General features: G+C 63.1%; 13 protein-coding genes and 1 pseudogene. 9 read left to right on the top strand and 5 right to left on the bottom strand.

Annotated features, from left to right (window positions below; all coding sequences use genetic code 11):
- Nucleotides 1-381: pseudogene (gene eno, locus BMY22_RS13990) on the top strand (phosphopyruvate hydratase); the annotation flags it as partial.
- Nucleotides 382-469: 88 nt separating this feature from the next.
- Here eno and BMY22_RS13985 read toward each other — a convergent pair.
- Genes BMY22_RS13985 through BMY22_RS13970 form a run of 4 tightly spaced genes read right to left on the bottom strand, consistent with a single transcriptional unit; the run spans nucleotide 470 to nucleotide 4,546 of the window.
- Nucleotides 470-1,261 (bottom strand): ABC transporter ATP-binding protein, encoded by a 792-nt coding sequence (locus tag BMY22_RS13985; protein ID WP_090623032.1) that lies wholly within the window; start codon nucleotides 1,259-1,261, stop codon nucleotides 470-472.
- Complete coding sequence (locus BMY22_RS13980; RefSeq protein WP_090623030.1) at nucleotides 1,255-2,250, bottom strand: ABC transporter permease; 996 nt, start codon at nucleotides 2,248-2,250, stop codon at nucleotides 1,255-1,257. The genes BMY22_RS13985 and BMY22_RS13980 overlap by 7 nt, the downstream gene beginning before the upstream one ends.
- On the bottom strand, nucleotides 2,231-3,304 hold the full coding sequence (locus tag BMY22_RS13975) for an ABC transporter substrate-binding protein (protein ID WP_090623028.1): 1,074 nt from the start codon (nucleotides 3,302-3,304) through the stop codon (nucleotides 2,231-2,233). The genes BMY22_RS13980 and BMY22_RS13975 overlap by 20 nt, the downstream gene beginning before the upstream one ends.
- 51 nt (nucleotides 3,305-3,355) lie before the next feature.
- Entirely contained in the window at nucleotides 3,356-4,546 is a 1,191-nt protein-coding gene (locus BMY22_RS13970; RefSeq protein WP_090623026.1) for an acyl-CoA dehydrogenase family protein, read from the bottom strand.
- A 497-nt stretch (nucleotides 4,547-5,043) separates the two neighbouring features.
- On the opposite strand from BMY22_RS13970, the gene BMY22_RS13965 reads away from it, so the two are divergent.
- The 3 genes from BMY22_RS13965 to BMY22_RS23815 all read left to right on the top strand — a co-directional run bounded on the left by BMY22_RS13965 (nucleotide 5,044) and on the right by BMY22_RS23815 (nucleotide 9,438).
- The gene (locus BMY22_RS13965) at nucleotides 5,044-5,322 is read left to right on the top strand and encodes a helix-turn-helix domain-containing protein (RefSeq protein WP_090623024.1); all 279 of its coding nucleotides are present in this window, start codon (nucleotides 5,044-5,046) and stop codon (nucleotides 5,320-5,322) included.
- 261 nt (nucleotides 5,323-5,583) lie between these two features.
- A complete protein-coding gene (locus tag BMY22_RS13960) occupies nucleotides 5,584-8,904 on the top strand; it encodes an SIR2 family NAD-dependent protein deacylase (protein WP_090623022.1) in 3,321 nt (1,106 codons plus the stop codon).
- A gap of 24 nt (nucleotides 8,905-8,928) precedes the next feature.
- Nucleotides 8,929-9,438: a hypothetical protein gene (locus BMY22_RS23815; RefSeq protein WP_143068494.1), complete on the top strand. Its 510-nt coding sequence runs from the start codon at nucleotides 8,929-8,931 to the stop codon at nucleotides 9,436-9,438.
- A gap of 188 nt (nucleotides 9,439-9,626) precedes the next feature.
- Here the strand turns inward: BMY22_RS23815 and BMY22_RS13955 are convergent, their stop codons facing one another.
- Nucleotides 9,627-10,538 carry a LysR family transcriptional regulator gene (locus tag BMY22_RS13955; RefSeq protein ID WP_090623020.1) on the bottom strand — a complete coding sequence of 304 codons (912 nt, stop codon included), beginning with the start codon at nucleotides 10,536-10,538 and terminating at the stop codon, nucleotides 9,627-9,629.
- 98 nt (nucleotides 10,539-10,636) lie between these two features.
- Between BMY22_RS13955 and BMY22_RS13950 the strand changes: the two genes are divergently transcribed.
- The 5 genes from BMY22_RS13950 to BMY22_RS13930 all read left to right on the top strand — a co-directional run bounded on the left by BMY22_RS13950 (nucleotide 10,637) and on the right by BMY22_RS13930 (nucleotide 15,746).
- On the top strand, nucleotides 10,637-11,245 hold the full coding sequence (locus BMY22_RS13950; RefSeq protein ID WP_090623019.1) for a cysteine dioxygenase family protein: 609 nt from the start codon (nucleotides 10,637-10,639) through the stop codon (nucleotides 11,243-11,245).
- Nucleotides 11,242-12,825, top strand: a complete 1,584-nt coding sequence (locus tag BMY22_RS13945) for a rhodanese homology domain-containing protein (RefSeq protein WP_090623016.1) — start codon at nucleotides 11,242-11,244, stop codon at nucleotides 12,823-12,825. Before BMY22_RS13950 ends, BMY22_RS13945 begins: the two co-directional genes overlap by 4 nt.
- Before the next feature lie 137 nt (nucleotides 12,826-12,962).
- Nucleotides 12,963-13,388, top strand: coding sequence for a hypothetical protein (locus BMY22_RS13940; RefSeq protein WP_090623015.1), 426 nt, complete (start codon nucleotides 12,963-12,965; stop codon nucleotides 13,386-13,388).
- Between the two features lie 287 nt (nucleotides 13,389-13,675).
- Nucleotides 13,676-14,572 carry a TauD/TfdA dioxygenase family protein gene (locus BMY22_RS13935; RefSeq protein WP_090623013.1) on the top strand — a complete coding sequence of 299 codons (897 nt, stop codon included), beginning with the start codon at nucleotides 13,676-13,678 and terminating at the stop codon, nucleotides 14,570-14,572.
- A gap of 142 nt (nucleotides 14,573-14,714) precedes the next feature.
- Nucleotides 14,715-15,746: an ABC transporter substrate-binding protein gene (locus BMY22_RS13930; protein ID WP_090623011.1), complete on the top strand. Its 1,032-nt coding sequence runs from the start codon at nucleotides 14,715-14,717 to the stop codon at nucleotides 15,744-15,746.
- Nucleotides 15,747-15,749: the final 3 nt, after the last annotated feature.

Raw genomic sequence — 15,749 nt, 5'->3', positions numbered from 1 at the left:
AAGCTCGGCGACAAGGTGCAACTGGTCGGCGACGACCTGTTCGTCACCAACACCAAGATCCTCAAGGAAGGCATCGAGAAGGGCATCGGCAACTCGATCCTGATCAAGTTCAACCAGATCGGCAGCCTCAGCGAGACCCTCGACGCGATCCGCATGGCCCAGGCCGCCGGCTACACGGCGGTGATCTCGCACCGTTCGGGGGAGACCGAGGACACCACCATCGCCGATCTGGCGGTGGCGACCCGCGCCGGACAGATCAAGACCGGCTCGCTGTGCCGCTCGGACCGGGTGGGCAAGTACAACCAGCTGCTGCGCATCGAGGAAGCGCTGCAGGGCCAGGCGCCCTACGACGCCGGGCCGCTGCTGAAGCGGCTGGGCTAAGAGAGCGGGCCGGTCCTGGCAACCGGCGCCTGCAGGCGGGGGCGGGCGCGCCTATCCACCCTGCAGGCGCTACACCGGAGACGGTCCCTCACCAACTGCTCCCCAAGCCCAGCAACTCCAGCGCCTGCTGGCGCAGCTCGACCAGGTGCGGGTCGTCGCGGTGGCGCGGGTAATCGCGCTCGACCTTCAGCTCGGCGAGGATGCGCGCCGGGCGGTTGCTGAACACCAGCACCCGGTCGCTGAGCAGCAGGGCTTCCTCCACGTCGTGGGTGACCAGCAGCGAGCTGTAGCGCTGCTGCTGCCACAGGCGGATCAGCTCGCCCTGCATGGCGATGCGGGTCAGCGAGTCGAGCTTGCCCAAGGGCTCGTCGAGCAGCAGCAGGCGCGGTTCGTTGACCAGCGCGCGGGCCAGTGCGGCGCGTTGGGCCATGCCGCCGGAAAGCTGGCGCGGATAGGCGTCGCGGAATTCGCCGAGGCCGACCTTGGCCAGCGCCGCGTCGACCCGCTCGCGCTGGCTGTTGATCAGGCCGCGGGCCTGCAGGCCGAGGGCGACGTTGTCCCACACGGTGCGCCAGGGGTAGAGGGTCGGGTCCTGAAACACCAGGATGCGCGACGGATCGGGCGCACCGACCGGCTGGCCGTCGACCAGAATCTGCCCGGACAGCGGCGCCTCCAGCCCGGCGACCAGGCGCAGCAGGGTCGACTTGCCGCAGCCCGAGGGGCCGAGCAAGGCGACGCTCTCGCCCGGCTGCAGGCTCAGGTCGACCTGGTTGAGCACCGGCAGGCTGGTCTTGCCCAGGTCGAAGGCGTGGCTGAGGTTCTTCACTTCCAGGTGCAGGCCCCGCGCCGGGGCGGCGGTCTTCAGGCTGGCGCTCACCATTTCACGGCTCCTTTCTGCCAGGACAGGACGCGGTCGCGGATCAGGAACAACGCGGTGATCAGCCCCGAGCAGAGCAGCGCCATCACCAGCAGCGCGGCGTACATGTTGGCGTAGGCCGCCCAGCCCTGGGCCCATTGCAGGTACCAGCCGAGGCCGGCCTTGACGCCCATCATCTCGGCCACCACCAGCACCGAGAAGGACGCGCCGAGGCCCATGAACAGGCCGACGAAGACGTGCGGCAGGGCCGCCGGGATCGCCACGCGGAAGATCAGGAAGCGCTCGCTGGCGCCCAGGGTGCGCGCCACGTCGTAGTAGGCGCGGTCGACGCTGGCGACGCCCGACCAGGTCAGCACGGTGACCGGGAACCAGGTCGCCAGGGCGATCAGGAACACGCTGGCGCCCCAGCTGCTGGGGAAGATGAAGAAGCAGATCGGCAGCAACGCGGTGGACGGCACCGGGCCGAGGATGCGCAGCACCGGGTGCAGCCAGTAGCCGATGCGCTGCGACCAGCCGATCGACACCCCGGCGACGAAGCCGAACACCGAGCCGAGCAGCACGCCGTTGGCGAGCAGCCAGAAGGAGTGCAGCAGGCTCTCGGCGAGGCGCGGCCAGTCCTCGGCGTAGACCTCCAGCAGTGCCTGCGGCGGGGCGAAGAAGGGTACCGGCAGCAGCCCCAGCTTGGCGGTGGCGAGCTGCCAGAGGCCGAGCAGCAGCGGCAGGGCGAGCAGCCACGGGCCGGCGGGGCGCAGGCGCTCGGCGAGCCGGGCGGTCGGGCCGGGGAGCAGGGCGATCAGCGCCAAAAGGGCGGCGTTGGCCAGCGAGAGGTTGGCCAGTTCGCGGGTGTAGGGCCAGTCGCGGATGGCGTTGGGCGCCTCGCTGCTGTAGAGGGCGAAGGCCAGCCAGCCGGCGGCCGCCAGCAGGCCGGTCTTCCACACGGCGAAGGGGCGGGCGGCGGCCCGCCGCGGCAATTCAGCTGAATACGTCGGCATGGATGCTCTCCGCGAATTTTCGGGGATCGGTACTGGCGCGCAGCACCTCCACGGCTTTCAGGTCGCGGGCATAGACGGCGATTTCCTCGACGAAGGCCTTGCCCACCGAGTAGTGGGCGTGGGTGTGCTCGTTGAGGATGGCGCGGATCTCCTCGGAATTGGTGTTGACCGCGAACTTGAGGAAGTCCTGGGCCACGGTTTCCGGGTGCTGCGCCGCCCAGGCGTGGGCCTGGAGGATGGCGTGGGTGACGGCGGCGGCGACCGGTTTTTCCTTGCGCACCAGGTTGCCGCCGACGCCGACCACGCAGCAACTGAGGTTGGCGTACTCCTCGACCAGGTTGGTCGACAGCTCGCGCTTGCCCGGCTGGTTGCGCAGGCGGTACATCATCGGGTCGGAGCCGCTGGCGGCCTGGATCTCGCCTTTCTCCAGGGCGGTGCCGAGCAGGTCGATGGGGTAGGTCCGCCAGTTCACGTCGCGGACCGGATCGACGCCGTGGCGCTTGAGCATCAGCGAGAAGAAATTCTTGTCCGGGCTGGCCATGTCGGTGACGCCGATGGTCTTGCCCTTGAGGTCGGCGAAGCTGCGCGGGCCGTTTTCCTGGGCGATCAGGCGCAGGCAGCCGCCGTGGGTGCCGGCGGTCAGCTTGACGTCGAAGCCCTGCTCCAGCGCCTTCAGCCAGCGCAGCGCCATGCCGGTGGCGGCGTCGGCCTTGCCGGTGGCCAGGGATTCGAGCAGCACCTCGGTGGAGTGGCCGAAGTTGACGAACTCGACTTCCAGGTTGTGGTTGCGGAAGAAGCCCTGGCTGTCGGCCACCGCGACCGGGGCCAGGCAGATCGCGTTGAGGTTGGTCGCCAGCTTGAGCTTGCGCGGCGCCGGCAGCGCCCAGCCCTTGGCGTCGAGCGAGAAGCTTTGTGCCGGCGCGGCATGGCCGGCGTGGCCGGCATGGGCGTGCGGATCGGCGGCCCAGGCGAAGCGGCCGACGGCGGCGGCCGCGGCGGCGGTGCCGGCCAGACCGAGCAGGCGGCGGCGGGAGAGGTTGGAGTTGAAGGTCATGCGAATCGCTTCCGTGAGAATCGGGTAATGGGTTCGGGGTCGGCGGATTTGCTAGAGGCCCAGGGCGGCCTGACCGGCCTTGACCAGCACGACATCGCTCTGCGGCGTGTGGATGCGTCCGCACAGCACGTCGCGGTAGTGCCGCTCCAAGGGGTTGTTCCTGCTCAGGCCGTGGTTGCCGGAGGCCTGCAGGGCCAGCTCCACCGCGCGGATGGCGTTGTCGGTGACCAAGTGCTTGAGCTGGCCGCTGCTGCCTTCCGGCAGGCGCCGGCCGGCGGCGGCCTCCAGCAGGCTGCGGTTGACCAGCAGCAGGCTGTCGATTTCGCCGACCAGTTGCTGCAGGCGCGGCAGGGAGGCGAGCGGCGCGCCGAGCGCACTCGGCGTGCGGTTTTTCAGCCAGTCGACCAGCCAGTCGCGGGCGGCGCGGGCGACGCCGTCGTAGAGGGCGCCGAGCAGGGCGCCCATCCACAACAGGCCCTCGGGGTCGAGTTCGGTATCGGTGCTCCGGTGGCTGGCCGGCGCCACGTTGACCGCGTGCTCCAGCGGCACCAGCACCTCGTCGAAGTCGATGCGGTGGCTGCAGGTGGCGCGCATGCCCAGGTGGTCCCAGTCCTCGACGATGCGGATGCCGGGGCTGTCCTGGCGCACCAGCCAGACGCCGACCAGCGGGTCGGGGTCGTCGCTGCGGGCGAACACGTTGCACCAGGTCAGCCCGTAGCTGCCGGTGGAGTAGAGCTTGCTGCCGCTGATCCGCCAGCCCTCGGGCGTGCGCCGGGCGACGGTGGCCGGCAGGCCGCCGCGCGAGGGCGAGCCGAGCGCCGGCTCGACGCGCAGCGCGTTGATCAGCGCACCGTCCTCGACGGCCTCGCGGACCACCCGCTGGCGCAGCGCGTTCGGCCACTGCGGGTTGTCCTGCAGGCGGTTGTGGTGGAGGTACTGCATGGCCAGGATCAGCGCGGTGGACGGATCGCCCTTGGCCACCGCGCCGATGGCCTCGACGGCCTCGGCCAGTCCGCCGCCCAGGCCGCCCTGGGACAGGGGAATGGTCAGGGCCAGCAGGCCTTCCTGATGCAGGCGATGGAAGTTTTCCTGGGGAAACTCGCCGCTGCGGTCGTAGTCGGCGGCACGCCCGGCGAACTCCTCGCCGAGACGGTTCAGCAGCGCGGAAAAGGCCGGGCTGCCGGGGCGGACGGGCGAGCCCGCGGCTGCCCGGGAAGGGTTGCGAAGTGGAGTGATGCTCATCGGAATGCACCTGGGGCGACTGTCACGATGCCGAGTCGTCCGGTGGTCCGGTGGGCCAGCCATCTGTAGCGCCGGTTGAGGGGCCTGCAGGAAGTGGTGGCCCAATACTGCATGCATAAGAGAGCAATCTGAAATTCGATTTTCTTATAAATTAATATTCCTCAGTTTTAACTTTAATCGTCTTTAATTTGCTTTATTTGCATTTTGTGCGTGGCTTTCATGCGTGCCTCGCGGGTTCGGAGTGGGTAGGGTGGATGGCCGAAGCCATCCACCTTCGTTCGGCTTCGCCATCGGCCTGCTGTTGTTAGGGCGGCGCCCGGATCGGCGTGAATGCGCTTGCATGACAGAAGGCAATACATTGCCTGTTTCGCACGAGTAAGACGTCGAAATGGGTATTTAAATACCTTTTTCATGCTTGGGAAGGCTAAAAATAGGCACTATGATGCCTATCTGGACCGACTCACACGGGGCGCGCAGCAGTCGCTGCCGGACATGCCATGAAGAAGCCGGAAGAAGACCGCGGCGCGGTACTCGACGAAATCCGCCAGCAACTGGCCGACGGCACCCTGAGCTTCGGCGGCGCGATCCGCCAACTGCGCCTGCGCGTCACCGGCCTGAACCAGACCGACTTCGCCCGCATGTGCAAACTCTCCCTGCGTACCCTGCGCCAGCTCGAACAGGACACCGGCAACCCCACGGTAGCGACCCTGGACAGCGTGTTCAGGCTGTTCGGGATGCGGGTGGGGATAGTGGCGGTGAGGAGGAAGGGGACGTGAGGGGGGATCATGATCGGTTCCCCGTTGCCCCCTCAGATGCTGCAGGAGCTGAACGAGGGGGGACTTGCTTGGTCGTGTGGCGCCTCAAGTGGCTGACATCCATTGGCCATTGGCTGCAGTCGACCAGAAGCGGCTAGGCGCGAGAGTACCAATTGACATATAGGCATCATAGCACAATGCCATGTAACTTAATCGGCTGCTACTTACAATGATTACTCTTATAGAAAACGCGGCGGCTTTACAGCGGCAACAGGGGGAGCAGTGTCTATAAAAATCAACGATGAGGTCCACTACAACGCTATCCGCAAAGCATTAGCCAACGGCAATGCCGCAGTCATGGTAGGAGCCGGATTCAGTCGAAATGCAGAAAATGGCGATCAGTTGGCCATGTGGTACGACGTTGCGAAAGAACTATGGCGCGAATTGAACCCGACGGACAGTGATCTGAAGGATTTTTCAGCAGGCATGGTAACGCAACTGGGTGAGCAATATGCCCGCGTTTTTTCTAAGCCCGCACTCGAAGAAGTTTTGAAGCGCCTCATTCCTGACGACAGAGTGCGTCCAGGTATTTTGCACAATCAACTACTTCAGTTGCCATGGTCAGAGATCTTCACTACTAACTACGACACCTTATTGGAACGAGCAGCGGACGACATCGTTGAGCGTGCCCATTATACGGTGATTTGTCGCGAAGACATTCCACAATCGAAAATCCTAGGCAGACGACGCATTGTAAAATTGCACGGATCTTTTCCGTCTCAGAGGCCATTCATCTTTACGGAAGATGACTATCGGCGCTACCCAGAGTTATTTGCACCTTTCGTAAATTTGGTGCGCCAATCATTGCTTGAAAATGTGTTCTGTCTCGTTGGATTCTCCGGTGATGATCCAAATTTCTTGCACTGGATCGGATGGGTTCGTGACATGCTTGATAAACATGCTTTGCCCATCTATTTATTTGTCAGTCGTGCCCCGTCGCTTGGTCAGCGAACGCTACTCGAAGCACGCCAAGTGACCCCAGTGGTTTTGCCTTTGCCAAGTGGGGTAGACGAGTTGGACTACTTCTCCCGATTTGACGCTATGTTTCGGCTATTGGCAAAGCCGCTTGAGGAAGAAGACTCTGAGTGGGGTGACCTTCCCCCTCTGGATCAGGTATCACGCCTTCCTCATCAAGATGTAGACGAACGGCGAAGTCGCCTGTTGAACGTATATGCTCCTGTTGGAAATTTGCGTAGAACTTATCCGGGATGGCTAATAGCACCAATCTCTGTACGCCGGCGCTTTCAGCATAGCATTGATGCAATTCCTGGATTCTTAAATGGCAAAGATCTGCTCGACAAACTAGTACAGGACACGCCGCATGTCGGAGTTGCAGTGCTCGCAGAGTACGCTTGGCACCAGGAAGTACTTCTCCAGTGCTTCGATGACTCATTGGCCTTAGCCGCGCTGGCTTTGATCAAAGCAACAAGCAAGTATTCCGTCACTATGTTCGATAAGCAGAAAACGGAGCTTAAGCGGTTCGGCATTGAATCAACGATAGAATTTCAACGACGCTGGCGTGATCTCGGAGTGAGCCTGTTGCGCTGGGCTAGGCAAGAGCTTCGTCGAGATGATTTCAACGCACTGAAAGAACTTCTTGCGTCCGTGCTACCGAAGGATCTTCAGCTTCATGACGAGATTGCGCACGAGTCAATTCTACTTGCACTTTATGAGGGTGACCGTGATATCGCCCACCGTTTACTTAGTGAATGGCACATCCGCTCATCGGACAGCTATATGCGTGTTCGAAAAGGTATGCTTTTGGGAGAGGTTGGCAAACCAGAGGCAGGTATTGCTGTCAGCTTGAAAGGGCTGCAGCAGTTACGCAGCAATCAACGGTTGCGTTCTAATAGCACGCAATATTTATCTCAAGAAGCATGGGCATGCTTGGCGATAAGCTATTTACAAACCTCCAAAAGTTGGCGTTGGCCCTCTACTGAAGAAGACTCGAATAATGCGCTTCCATCCGAGCAGCTTGATCGTCGGCTGGCGGATCTCGCAGCGAAAGGATTTGACTCTCGGCTTGAGCTGCAACAGCTTACCGCTGCCTTAAATGCCGAAACACCTCCCCCATCTCAGCCCAAAAGCTACACTCCCCAATTTGAGTTGGGACGCTATTCAGCAACTGAACAGCTAAACGGCTCTCAGAACTTAAGAGATAAAATATACGCAGCATTCGCCTGGCTAACGTTGAGCGATCGAGTTGCGTTGGTGCCTCGCATTGAAAGTGTGACCTTCGACATTGGCTCATTTGCTCAAGCCGCGTGGTGGGTGCAATACGCGGACTCAATGCAGCGGGTGCTGAGCGTAATGATAAGAGGCCTCAACAAAAATATGTTGAAACCGAGAAATCCAAATCAATTGCTGCACACAGCAGGCTGGCTATCTCGGTACCAAGTTGCTCGCACCGAGGAGTCGCTTGCGCTACAGATTTGCTCTCGCTCTCTAAGCCTTGTCGAGCGTATGTTCAGCGATCCGGTCGATGACGAAGATCTGCAACGTGTGACTGGCTTTCACATGGACGTATTCGCTCGGTTGGTCATCCGCATTAGCGATACAGCAAAAGTATATTCTTTCATGGAACGAGTCATCGCCCTGTACCACCAGCCTTTGCTTTGGCGTCTTCACCTGCTTTGGAAAGAGCTTGCGCTAGTACTTTCACGGTGTTTTGAAGCTCTGCCGGTGGATGACAGGGCGAGAATTGCTCCTTCAATTGCCAGCATTCCTGACGTAACTGCTTTGTTGGTAAGAGATCAGTATTTTGAAGATGATTGGATATGTCTGCACATGCTTCAACGGCGTGACAATGATTTAATTATTTCTAACGAAAATCATAATATTTCGGCCGTTATTGATAATCTAATTTCGAAATTAGAACCGCTACAGCTAAACCAGAATCCGAGCAATGCCCCAAGCACCACAGTGTTGAAGGATGCCTGGCAACGTTTATTCTGGCTGAATAGCTGGGGCTTCATCACAAATAGTCAAAAAGAGGTCATCAGGCAGTTTCTAGTTAAAGGCGAATCCTGGCCACTGATACCTGGCCACTATCCTTGGGCCGCCTTCACTTGGCTAGATGATAATAACGTCGATTTTGACCTCTCTTTTAGACGCTGGATTCTTAGTCAAGAAATAACATCTTTCGCGGCACCATCATCCTTCACGATAAGTTCCCGAAACTCTAGAAAATCCTGGAGTCCCCTTGCTAATAATGACTTGCTACAGAATTGGATTCGTTCACTGGAAAGAAAACCATGGCCGGAAAGCGACATGCTTGCAGGCCTTCAATTAGTAAAGCGGTGGTGGGACAACGAGTGGCAGGACGTACGTGAAGAACTGCTCCATGTAAATGAATTGCGCACAGCAGTCAATCAGCGACTGGACTTATTTGATAGCATTGTCGCAGCGATGGTTGAAAACGAAAACACATCTGGCTCGCTCTGTGACTCAAATATAGGCAAATGGTTTCAGTCAGTCGTTGATCAAAGCGCCGAATTTGGCAATAATTTTTGGCGATTCCGTCTTATGAGAGCATTAAAGTAGCGCGATGAATATGAGCTGCTCCGAGTGGAAGCTGAACTGGTAGAGCACCTCATAGATTCGGATGTTTCCAAAGTAAATAATGCCTCAAACGTAATTTCATACTGGATTCATCGGCCTGATCTAAGTCAGTCTGGGCTGCCAGAGCTGTTGATTAATACGCTTTCTGGAATTATTGCAGCGCGCCGCATGCCAGCACTGCCATGGGGCTTAAGCTTGATGCTAGACATTGCGAAGCACCAGAGCGCATGGATTAGCGAAAGCTCTTTTGCATTAATTGAGTCAGGGCTTAAAAAGATGCTCGTAGAGCTTTCATATGAGCACCGACCGCTTGGCTCGGGAGTGCCAGATGATAATGTACCAACGTTACGCTGGAGTTGCGCGAGACTAGCGCGAGAGCTCGTAAGCAGCAGACCCACGAAAGTTTCTAAAAGCATCACCGCCTGGGTCCAACTAACGTCCTCTGACCCGCTACCAGAATTGCGTTTTCTTGGAGAAACCTCAAAGCTATATTGGGAAAAAACTGATGGCAAATGAGATTCTGAAGTTTTGGTTGACAATGAGAGAGCGTCTGCTTTAGGTCATTGCTGCCAGCGCCGATTGGTAGAAAACCACACCGCGTTTTCTACCAATCCGCTTCCATCCCGTAATGCCCGGTGGAAAAGACCTGCGGTCGTTTTCCACCCTACAGGGCGCCACCCGCCGCGAATGAGTCCGCCCCCCGTTCAGACGCCGCCCGCCACCGGCGGCGAAGCCAGGTGGCGGGCCACCAGGTTGCCGAACAGTTCGATGGCGCCGTGCAGGTTGCCGACGAAGCGCGGCTGCAGCAGCCAGAGGTCGACCGTCGGCTTGAAGTCGGCGAGGGCGACGACCTCCAATTGCTCGCGGTAGCGGCTGGCCAAGAGCAGCGGCTCGGGAACCAGGCCGAGGCCGAGGTTCTTCGCCACCAGGCCGAGCTGCAGTTCGCTGCCGAAGGTTTCCAGGTTGATCCGCAGTTTCAGGCCCTGTTCGGCCAGGGCGTGCTGCAGGCCGGCGCGGAAGCCGCAGCCGTCCGGGTTCAGCACCCAGCCGCGGTCGCAGCAGTCGGCGAGTCTGCCGCCGCGCCTTTCCGAGCTGCCGCGGGCGGCCACCACCAAGAGCCGCAGGCGCCCCAGCGAGGTGGCGGCGATGCCCTCGGGAAAGCTCTTGCTGGCGGGAAACAGCGCCGCCACGGCGTCCAGTTCGAGGTTTTCCAGGCGCTCGAGCAAGGTGCTGCCCCAGCCGCTGGAGACCTGGGTCTGCAGGTCGGGATAGGTGTTCCTCAGCTGCTCCAGGGTGTCGAGCAGCACCACGTCGCCGATGGTCTGCGGCACGCCCAGGCGCAGGGTGCCGCTGGGCGGGGCGTCGCGGGCGACGATCTCGCGCAGCACGTCCATGCTGCGCAGCACCTCGCGGCACTGCTCGTAGACCCGCAGGCCCATGGCCGTCGGCTTGAGGGGCTTGGTGTTGCGGTCGAGCAGCAGGGTGCCGAGGTCGTCCTCGAAATTCTGCACGCGGCGGGTGATCGCCGACTGGGTCAGTTGCAGGCTGTCGGCGGCCAGGCTCAGCGACTGGCAGCGGACGACGGCGACGAAGGCTTCGATGTCATCTGTCTTCATGCGTTATCAGCATATTAGCTTATGAATAAAGTGCATTTTGATAATGATATGGTGCTTGGTAACGTGGCGCCATCTTGTCACAGAATGGATGAGCGACGATGAGTCAATCCCCCCTGCGCCTGGACCGCCTGCGTGATTTCGTCGGTGCCCTGGGCGAGCTGCTCGACCGTCATGACGACGAGGAGAGCGTACTGCGCGAAGGCCGGCACCTGCTGCGCGAACTGGTCCGCCACGACGACTGGCTGCCGGAAGCCTTCGCCCGACCCGACCCGGAGCGCTACCAGCAGTATCTGCTGCACGCCGACTCCCGCCAGCGCTTCTCGGTGGTCAGCTTCGTCTGGGGACCGGGACAGACCACCCCGGTGCACGATCACCGGGTCTGGGGCCTGATCGGCATGCTGCGCGGCGCCGAGGATGCGCAGCACTTCGAGGTGAGCGCCGAGGGCCTGCGCCCGCTCGGCGATCCGCAGCGCCTGTCGCCCGGCCAGGTCGAGGCGGTGTCGCCGCGGATCGGCGACATCCACCGGGTGTTCAACGCCAGCCCCGACCAGCCGTCGATCAGCATCCACGTCTACGGCGCCAACATCGGCGCCGTGCGGCGTGCCGTCTACCTGCCGGACGGCAGCGAGAAGCCGTTCATCTCCGGTTATTCCAACCAAGTCCTGCCCAATATCTGGGATCTGTCCAGGGAGAATGTTCCCGCATGAGCCGTATCGCCACCCGTTCCTTCACCGATATCCGCGCCGCCCTGCTGGCGCGCGAGGAACTGGCCCTGCTGGATGTGCGCGAGGAAGCGCCGTTCGCCGAGGGCCACCCGCTGTTCGCCGCCAACATCCCCTTGTCGCGCCTGGAGATCGAGGTCTATGCGCGAGTTCCGCGCCGCAGCACGCCGGTCACCGTCTACGACGACGGCGAGGGCCTGGCCGAGCGGGCCGCCGAGCGCCTGCTGGCGCTGGGCTACAACGACGTCGCCCTGCTGGAGGGCGGCCTTGCCGGCTGGCGCGAAGCCGGCGGCGAGCTGTTCATCGACGTCAACGTGCCGAGCAAGGCCTTCGGCGAGCTGGTCGAGGCCGAGCGCCACACGCCGTCGCTGGCCGCCGAGGAGGTCAAGGCGCTGCTGGACGAGAAGGCCGACGTGGTAGTGCTGGACGCCCGGCGCTTCGACGAATACCAGACCATGAGCATTCCCGGCGGGATCAGCGTGCCCGGCGCCGAGCTGGTGCTGCGGGTGCGCGAGCTGGCGCCGAACCCGCAGACCCGGGTGATCGTCAACTGCGCCGGGCGCACCCGCAGCCTCATCGGCACCCAGTCGCTGGTCAACGCCGGGATTCCCAACGCGGTGGCGGCGCTGCGCAACGGCACCATCGGCTGGACCCTGGCCGGCCAGCAGCTGGAGCACGGGCAGAGCCGCAAATTCCCCGAAGTCTCCGCCGAAAACCGCGCGCTGGCCGCCGCCTCCGCCCGGGCGGTGGCTGACAAGGCCGGGGTCGGCCGCGCCGCTCTCGCCGATCTGGCGCGCTGGCGGGAGGAGGCCAGCCGCACCACTTATCTATTCGACGTGCGCACCCCGGAGGAGTACGAGGCCGGCCATCTGCCGGGCGCGCGTTCCACGCCGGGCGGCCAGTTGGTCCAGGAAACCGACCACTTCGCCAGCGTGCGCGGCGCGCGCCTGGTGCTGGCCGACGACGACGGCGTGCGCGCCAACATGAGCGCTTCCTGGCTGGCGCAGATGGGCTGGGAGGTGCATGTGCTGGACGGCCTGGGCGCCGCGGAGTTCGCCGAGCGGGGCGGCTGGTCGGCGCCGGTGCCGCCGGCGCCGCAGAGCGAGGACATCGCGCCGGAAGCTCTGCAGACCTGGCTGGCCGAGGGCGACACCCGGGTGTTGGACTTCACCACCAGCGCCAACTACGTCAAGCGGCACATTCCCGGCGCCTGGTGGGCGCTGCGCGCGCAGCTGCCGCAGGCCCTGGAGGCGCTGCCGCCGGCCGGACGCTACGTGGTCACCTGCGGCAGTAGCCTGCTGGCGCGCTATGCGGTGGACGAGCTGCAGGCGCTGACCGGCAAGCCGGTGTTCGTCCTGGCCGGCGGCACCGCGGCCTGGATCGCCGCCGGCCTGCCGCTGGAGGAGGGCGAGACCGCCCTGGCGGTGCCGCGCAGCGACCGCTACCGGCGTCCCTACGAGGGCACCGACAATCCCCGCGAGGCGATGCAGGCCTATCTGGACTGGGAGTTCGGTCTGGTCGAGCAACTGGGCCGCGACGGCACCCACGGGTTCTTCGCGATCTGATCGGGCGGAGCCGGCGCCGCACGGGGTAGCGCCGGCCGTTCGCCCGACGACAGGAACTGTATCGGAAGCGTAAAGACTCGCCACTCGACCGGCAGGCATGCTGTGATAGCCGCTCCGAACTGCCCTAGAGGTGCAACATGCTGAAAATCCGTCACATTGCATTGCTGGCCTGCCTGGCCGCGCCCCTGGCGATGGCTGCCGAGGAGGGCGCTGTCGGCCATCCGCCGGGCGAGCACATGGTGCCGCCGCCGGAAGCCGCCTTCAAAGCCTGCGAAGGCAAGCAGGTCGGCGACCGAGCGTCCTTCGGCAAGGCGGACGGCAAGAGTTTCTCCGGCATCTGCCGGAACGTCGAGGGCAAGCTGGCGGTGGTGCCGGAGCACGGCCGCATGGGCCCGCCGCCGGGCGCCCTCAAGGCCTGCGAAGGCAAGCAGGTCGGCGACAGCGGCTCCTTCACCGGACCGGACGGCAGGACCTTCTCCGGCACCTGCAGCGACATGGGCGGCAAGCTGACGCTGATGCCGGAGCCCGCGGACAAGTCGGGCAAGCACGGCAACGGCCACTGACGCCCCGAGCCGCGCAGCCGTCTTCCGCCGGAAGGCGGCTGCCCTGCCGCCAGCCCCCGCCTGGCTGGCGCCCTGAGCGGCCCGATGGCAACGCCGCCGTTCGCATGGCGAAGTCGGTCATTACCATAGGCTAAAAAGTTATTTAAATAAAAATTCATATTCCATTAAATTGCGCCTGTCGCGTACTTGTCGGTCAACCGCCGAGCCGCATGAAGAGAAATGGATGCGCCATTCGCGTCCACGCCAGTTCCTTCGGGCCATGCCCGATCATGCGTTTGGAGATCCCCATGTCAGCGGTTGAATCCTTGTTGTCTGCCTCCCAGGTTCCTTCCCAGTCGTTCGAGATCCGTCCCTTCGACGGCGGTCTGGGTGCGGAAATCATCGGTCTGGATCTGTCCCGTCCGCTCAATCCGCAGGATTTCGCCCGTATCCACGGCGCGCACCTGGAGCACAAGGTCGTGGCGTTCCGCGACCAGCGCATCACGCCCGAGCAGCATATCGCCTTCAGCCGCCGCTTCGGCGCGCTGCAGATCCACGTCCTCAAGCAGTTCCTGCTGGCCGGCCATCCGGAGATCTTCGTCATCTCCAACATCGTCGAGAACGGCAAGCCCATCGGCCTGGGCGACGCCGGCAAGTTCTGGCACTCCGACCTGTCCTACAAGGAGCTGCCCAGCCTCGGCGCCATGCTGTACGCCCGGCAACTCCCGGCCGAGGGCGGCGACACCCTGTTCGCCGACCAGCAGTACGCCTACGAGACCCTGCCGGAGGCGCTGCGCAAGGCCATCGAGGGACGCCGTGCGGTGCATTCCTACACCGCCCGCTATGCCGACGAGGTGTTCGAAGGCATCCAGCGGCCGACGCTGACCCTGGCCCAGTTGGAAGAGGTGAAGGCGGTCGTCCATCCGGTGGTGCGCACCCACCCGGAAACCGGGCGCAAGGGCCTGTTCGTCAACGAGAACTTCACCACCCATATCCTCGATATCCCGGAAGAGGAAAGCCGGCAGATCCTCGCCGAACTGTTCGCCCACAGCGCGCGCCCCGAGTTCGTCTATCGCCACCGGTGGCAGCCCAACGATCTGCTGTTCTGGGACAACCGCTCGGTGATCCACCTGGCCACCGGTTGCCCGAACCACCTGCCGCGCCGGATGCATCGCACGACCATCCAGGGCGACGCCCCGTTCTGACCCTGAGCGGGAGCTGCCGCGGCAGCTCCCGCGCGTGGAGCACGCGTGCGCCCATCGACCGCTCGTGCCCGCGCTTTACCCGGTCGCGCACCGAACCGACTTTCAGCGAATCCGTTTCGTCACGTATCCAATGGAGCTTCCCATGTTTCCAGGCAAACGCTTTCCCGCGATTCGCCGCCTCGCCGGCGGTATCGCCCTGGGCCTCGGCCTCGCCGGCGGCCTGCTGACGCCGGCGGCGGCCCAGGCCGAGGGCCAGATCCGCATCGCCGAGCAGTTCGGCATCGTCTACCTGCTGCTCAACGTGGTGCGCGACCAGCACCTGATCGAGAAGCACGGCAAGGAGCAGGGCCTCGACATCCAGGTCGACTGGACCCAGCTGTCCGGCGGCTCGGCGGTCAACGACGCGCTGCTGGCCGGCACCATCGACATCGCCGGGGCCGGCATCGGTCCGCTGCTGACCGTCTGGGATCGCACCCAGGGCAAGCAGAACGTCAAGGGCGTGGCCTCGCTGGGCAACTTCCCGTACTACCTCTTGAGCAACAATCCCAAGGTTAAGACCATCGCCGACTTCACCGAGAAGGACCGCATCGCGGTGCCGGCGGTGGGCGTCTCCATCCAGTCGCGCTTTTTGCAGTACGCCGCCGCCAAGCAGTGGGGCGACAAGGCCTACGACCGGCTGGACAAGTACACGGTCGCGCTGCCGCACCCGGAGGCCACCACGGCCCTGACCGGCGGCGCCACCGAGCTGACCGGCCATTTCTCCAACCCGCCGTTCCAGAACCAGGCGCTGGAAAACCCCAACGTGCACGTGGTGCTCGACACCTACGATCTGCTCGGGCCGAACTCGCCGACCGTGCTGTACACCACCGAGAAGTTCCGCAAGGACAATCCGAAGACCTACCGGGCCTTCGTCGACGCGCTGGCCGAGGCGGCCGACTTCGCCCAGAAGGACAAGGCCGCCGCGGCGGACACCTACATCCGCGTGACCGGGGCGAAGATCGGCAAGGACGCGCTGCTGAAGATCATCGACAACCCGCAGTTCGAATTCAGCGTGACGCCGAAGAACACCTATCCGCTGGCCGAGTTCCTCCATCGGGTCGGCGCGCTGAAGCACAAGCCGGCGTCCTGGCAGGACTACTTCTTCCCCGATCCCAAGCTGGCCCAGGGGAGCTGAGAC

This window comes from Azotobacter beijerinckii (genome assembly GCF_900110885.1).
GTDB classification, from domain to species: Bacteria; Pseudomonadota; Gammaproteobacteria; order Pseudomonadales; family Pseudomonadaceae; genus Azotobacter; species Azotobacter beijerinckii.
This window is presented reverse-complemented; position numbering and strand designations above follow the sequence as displayed.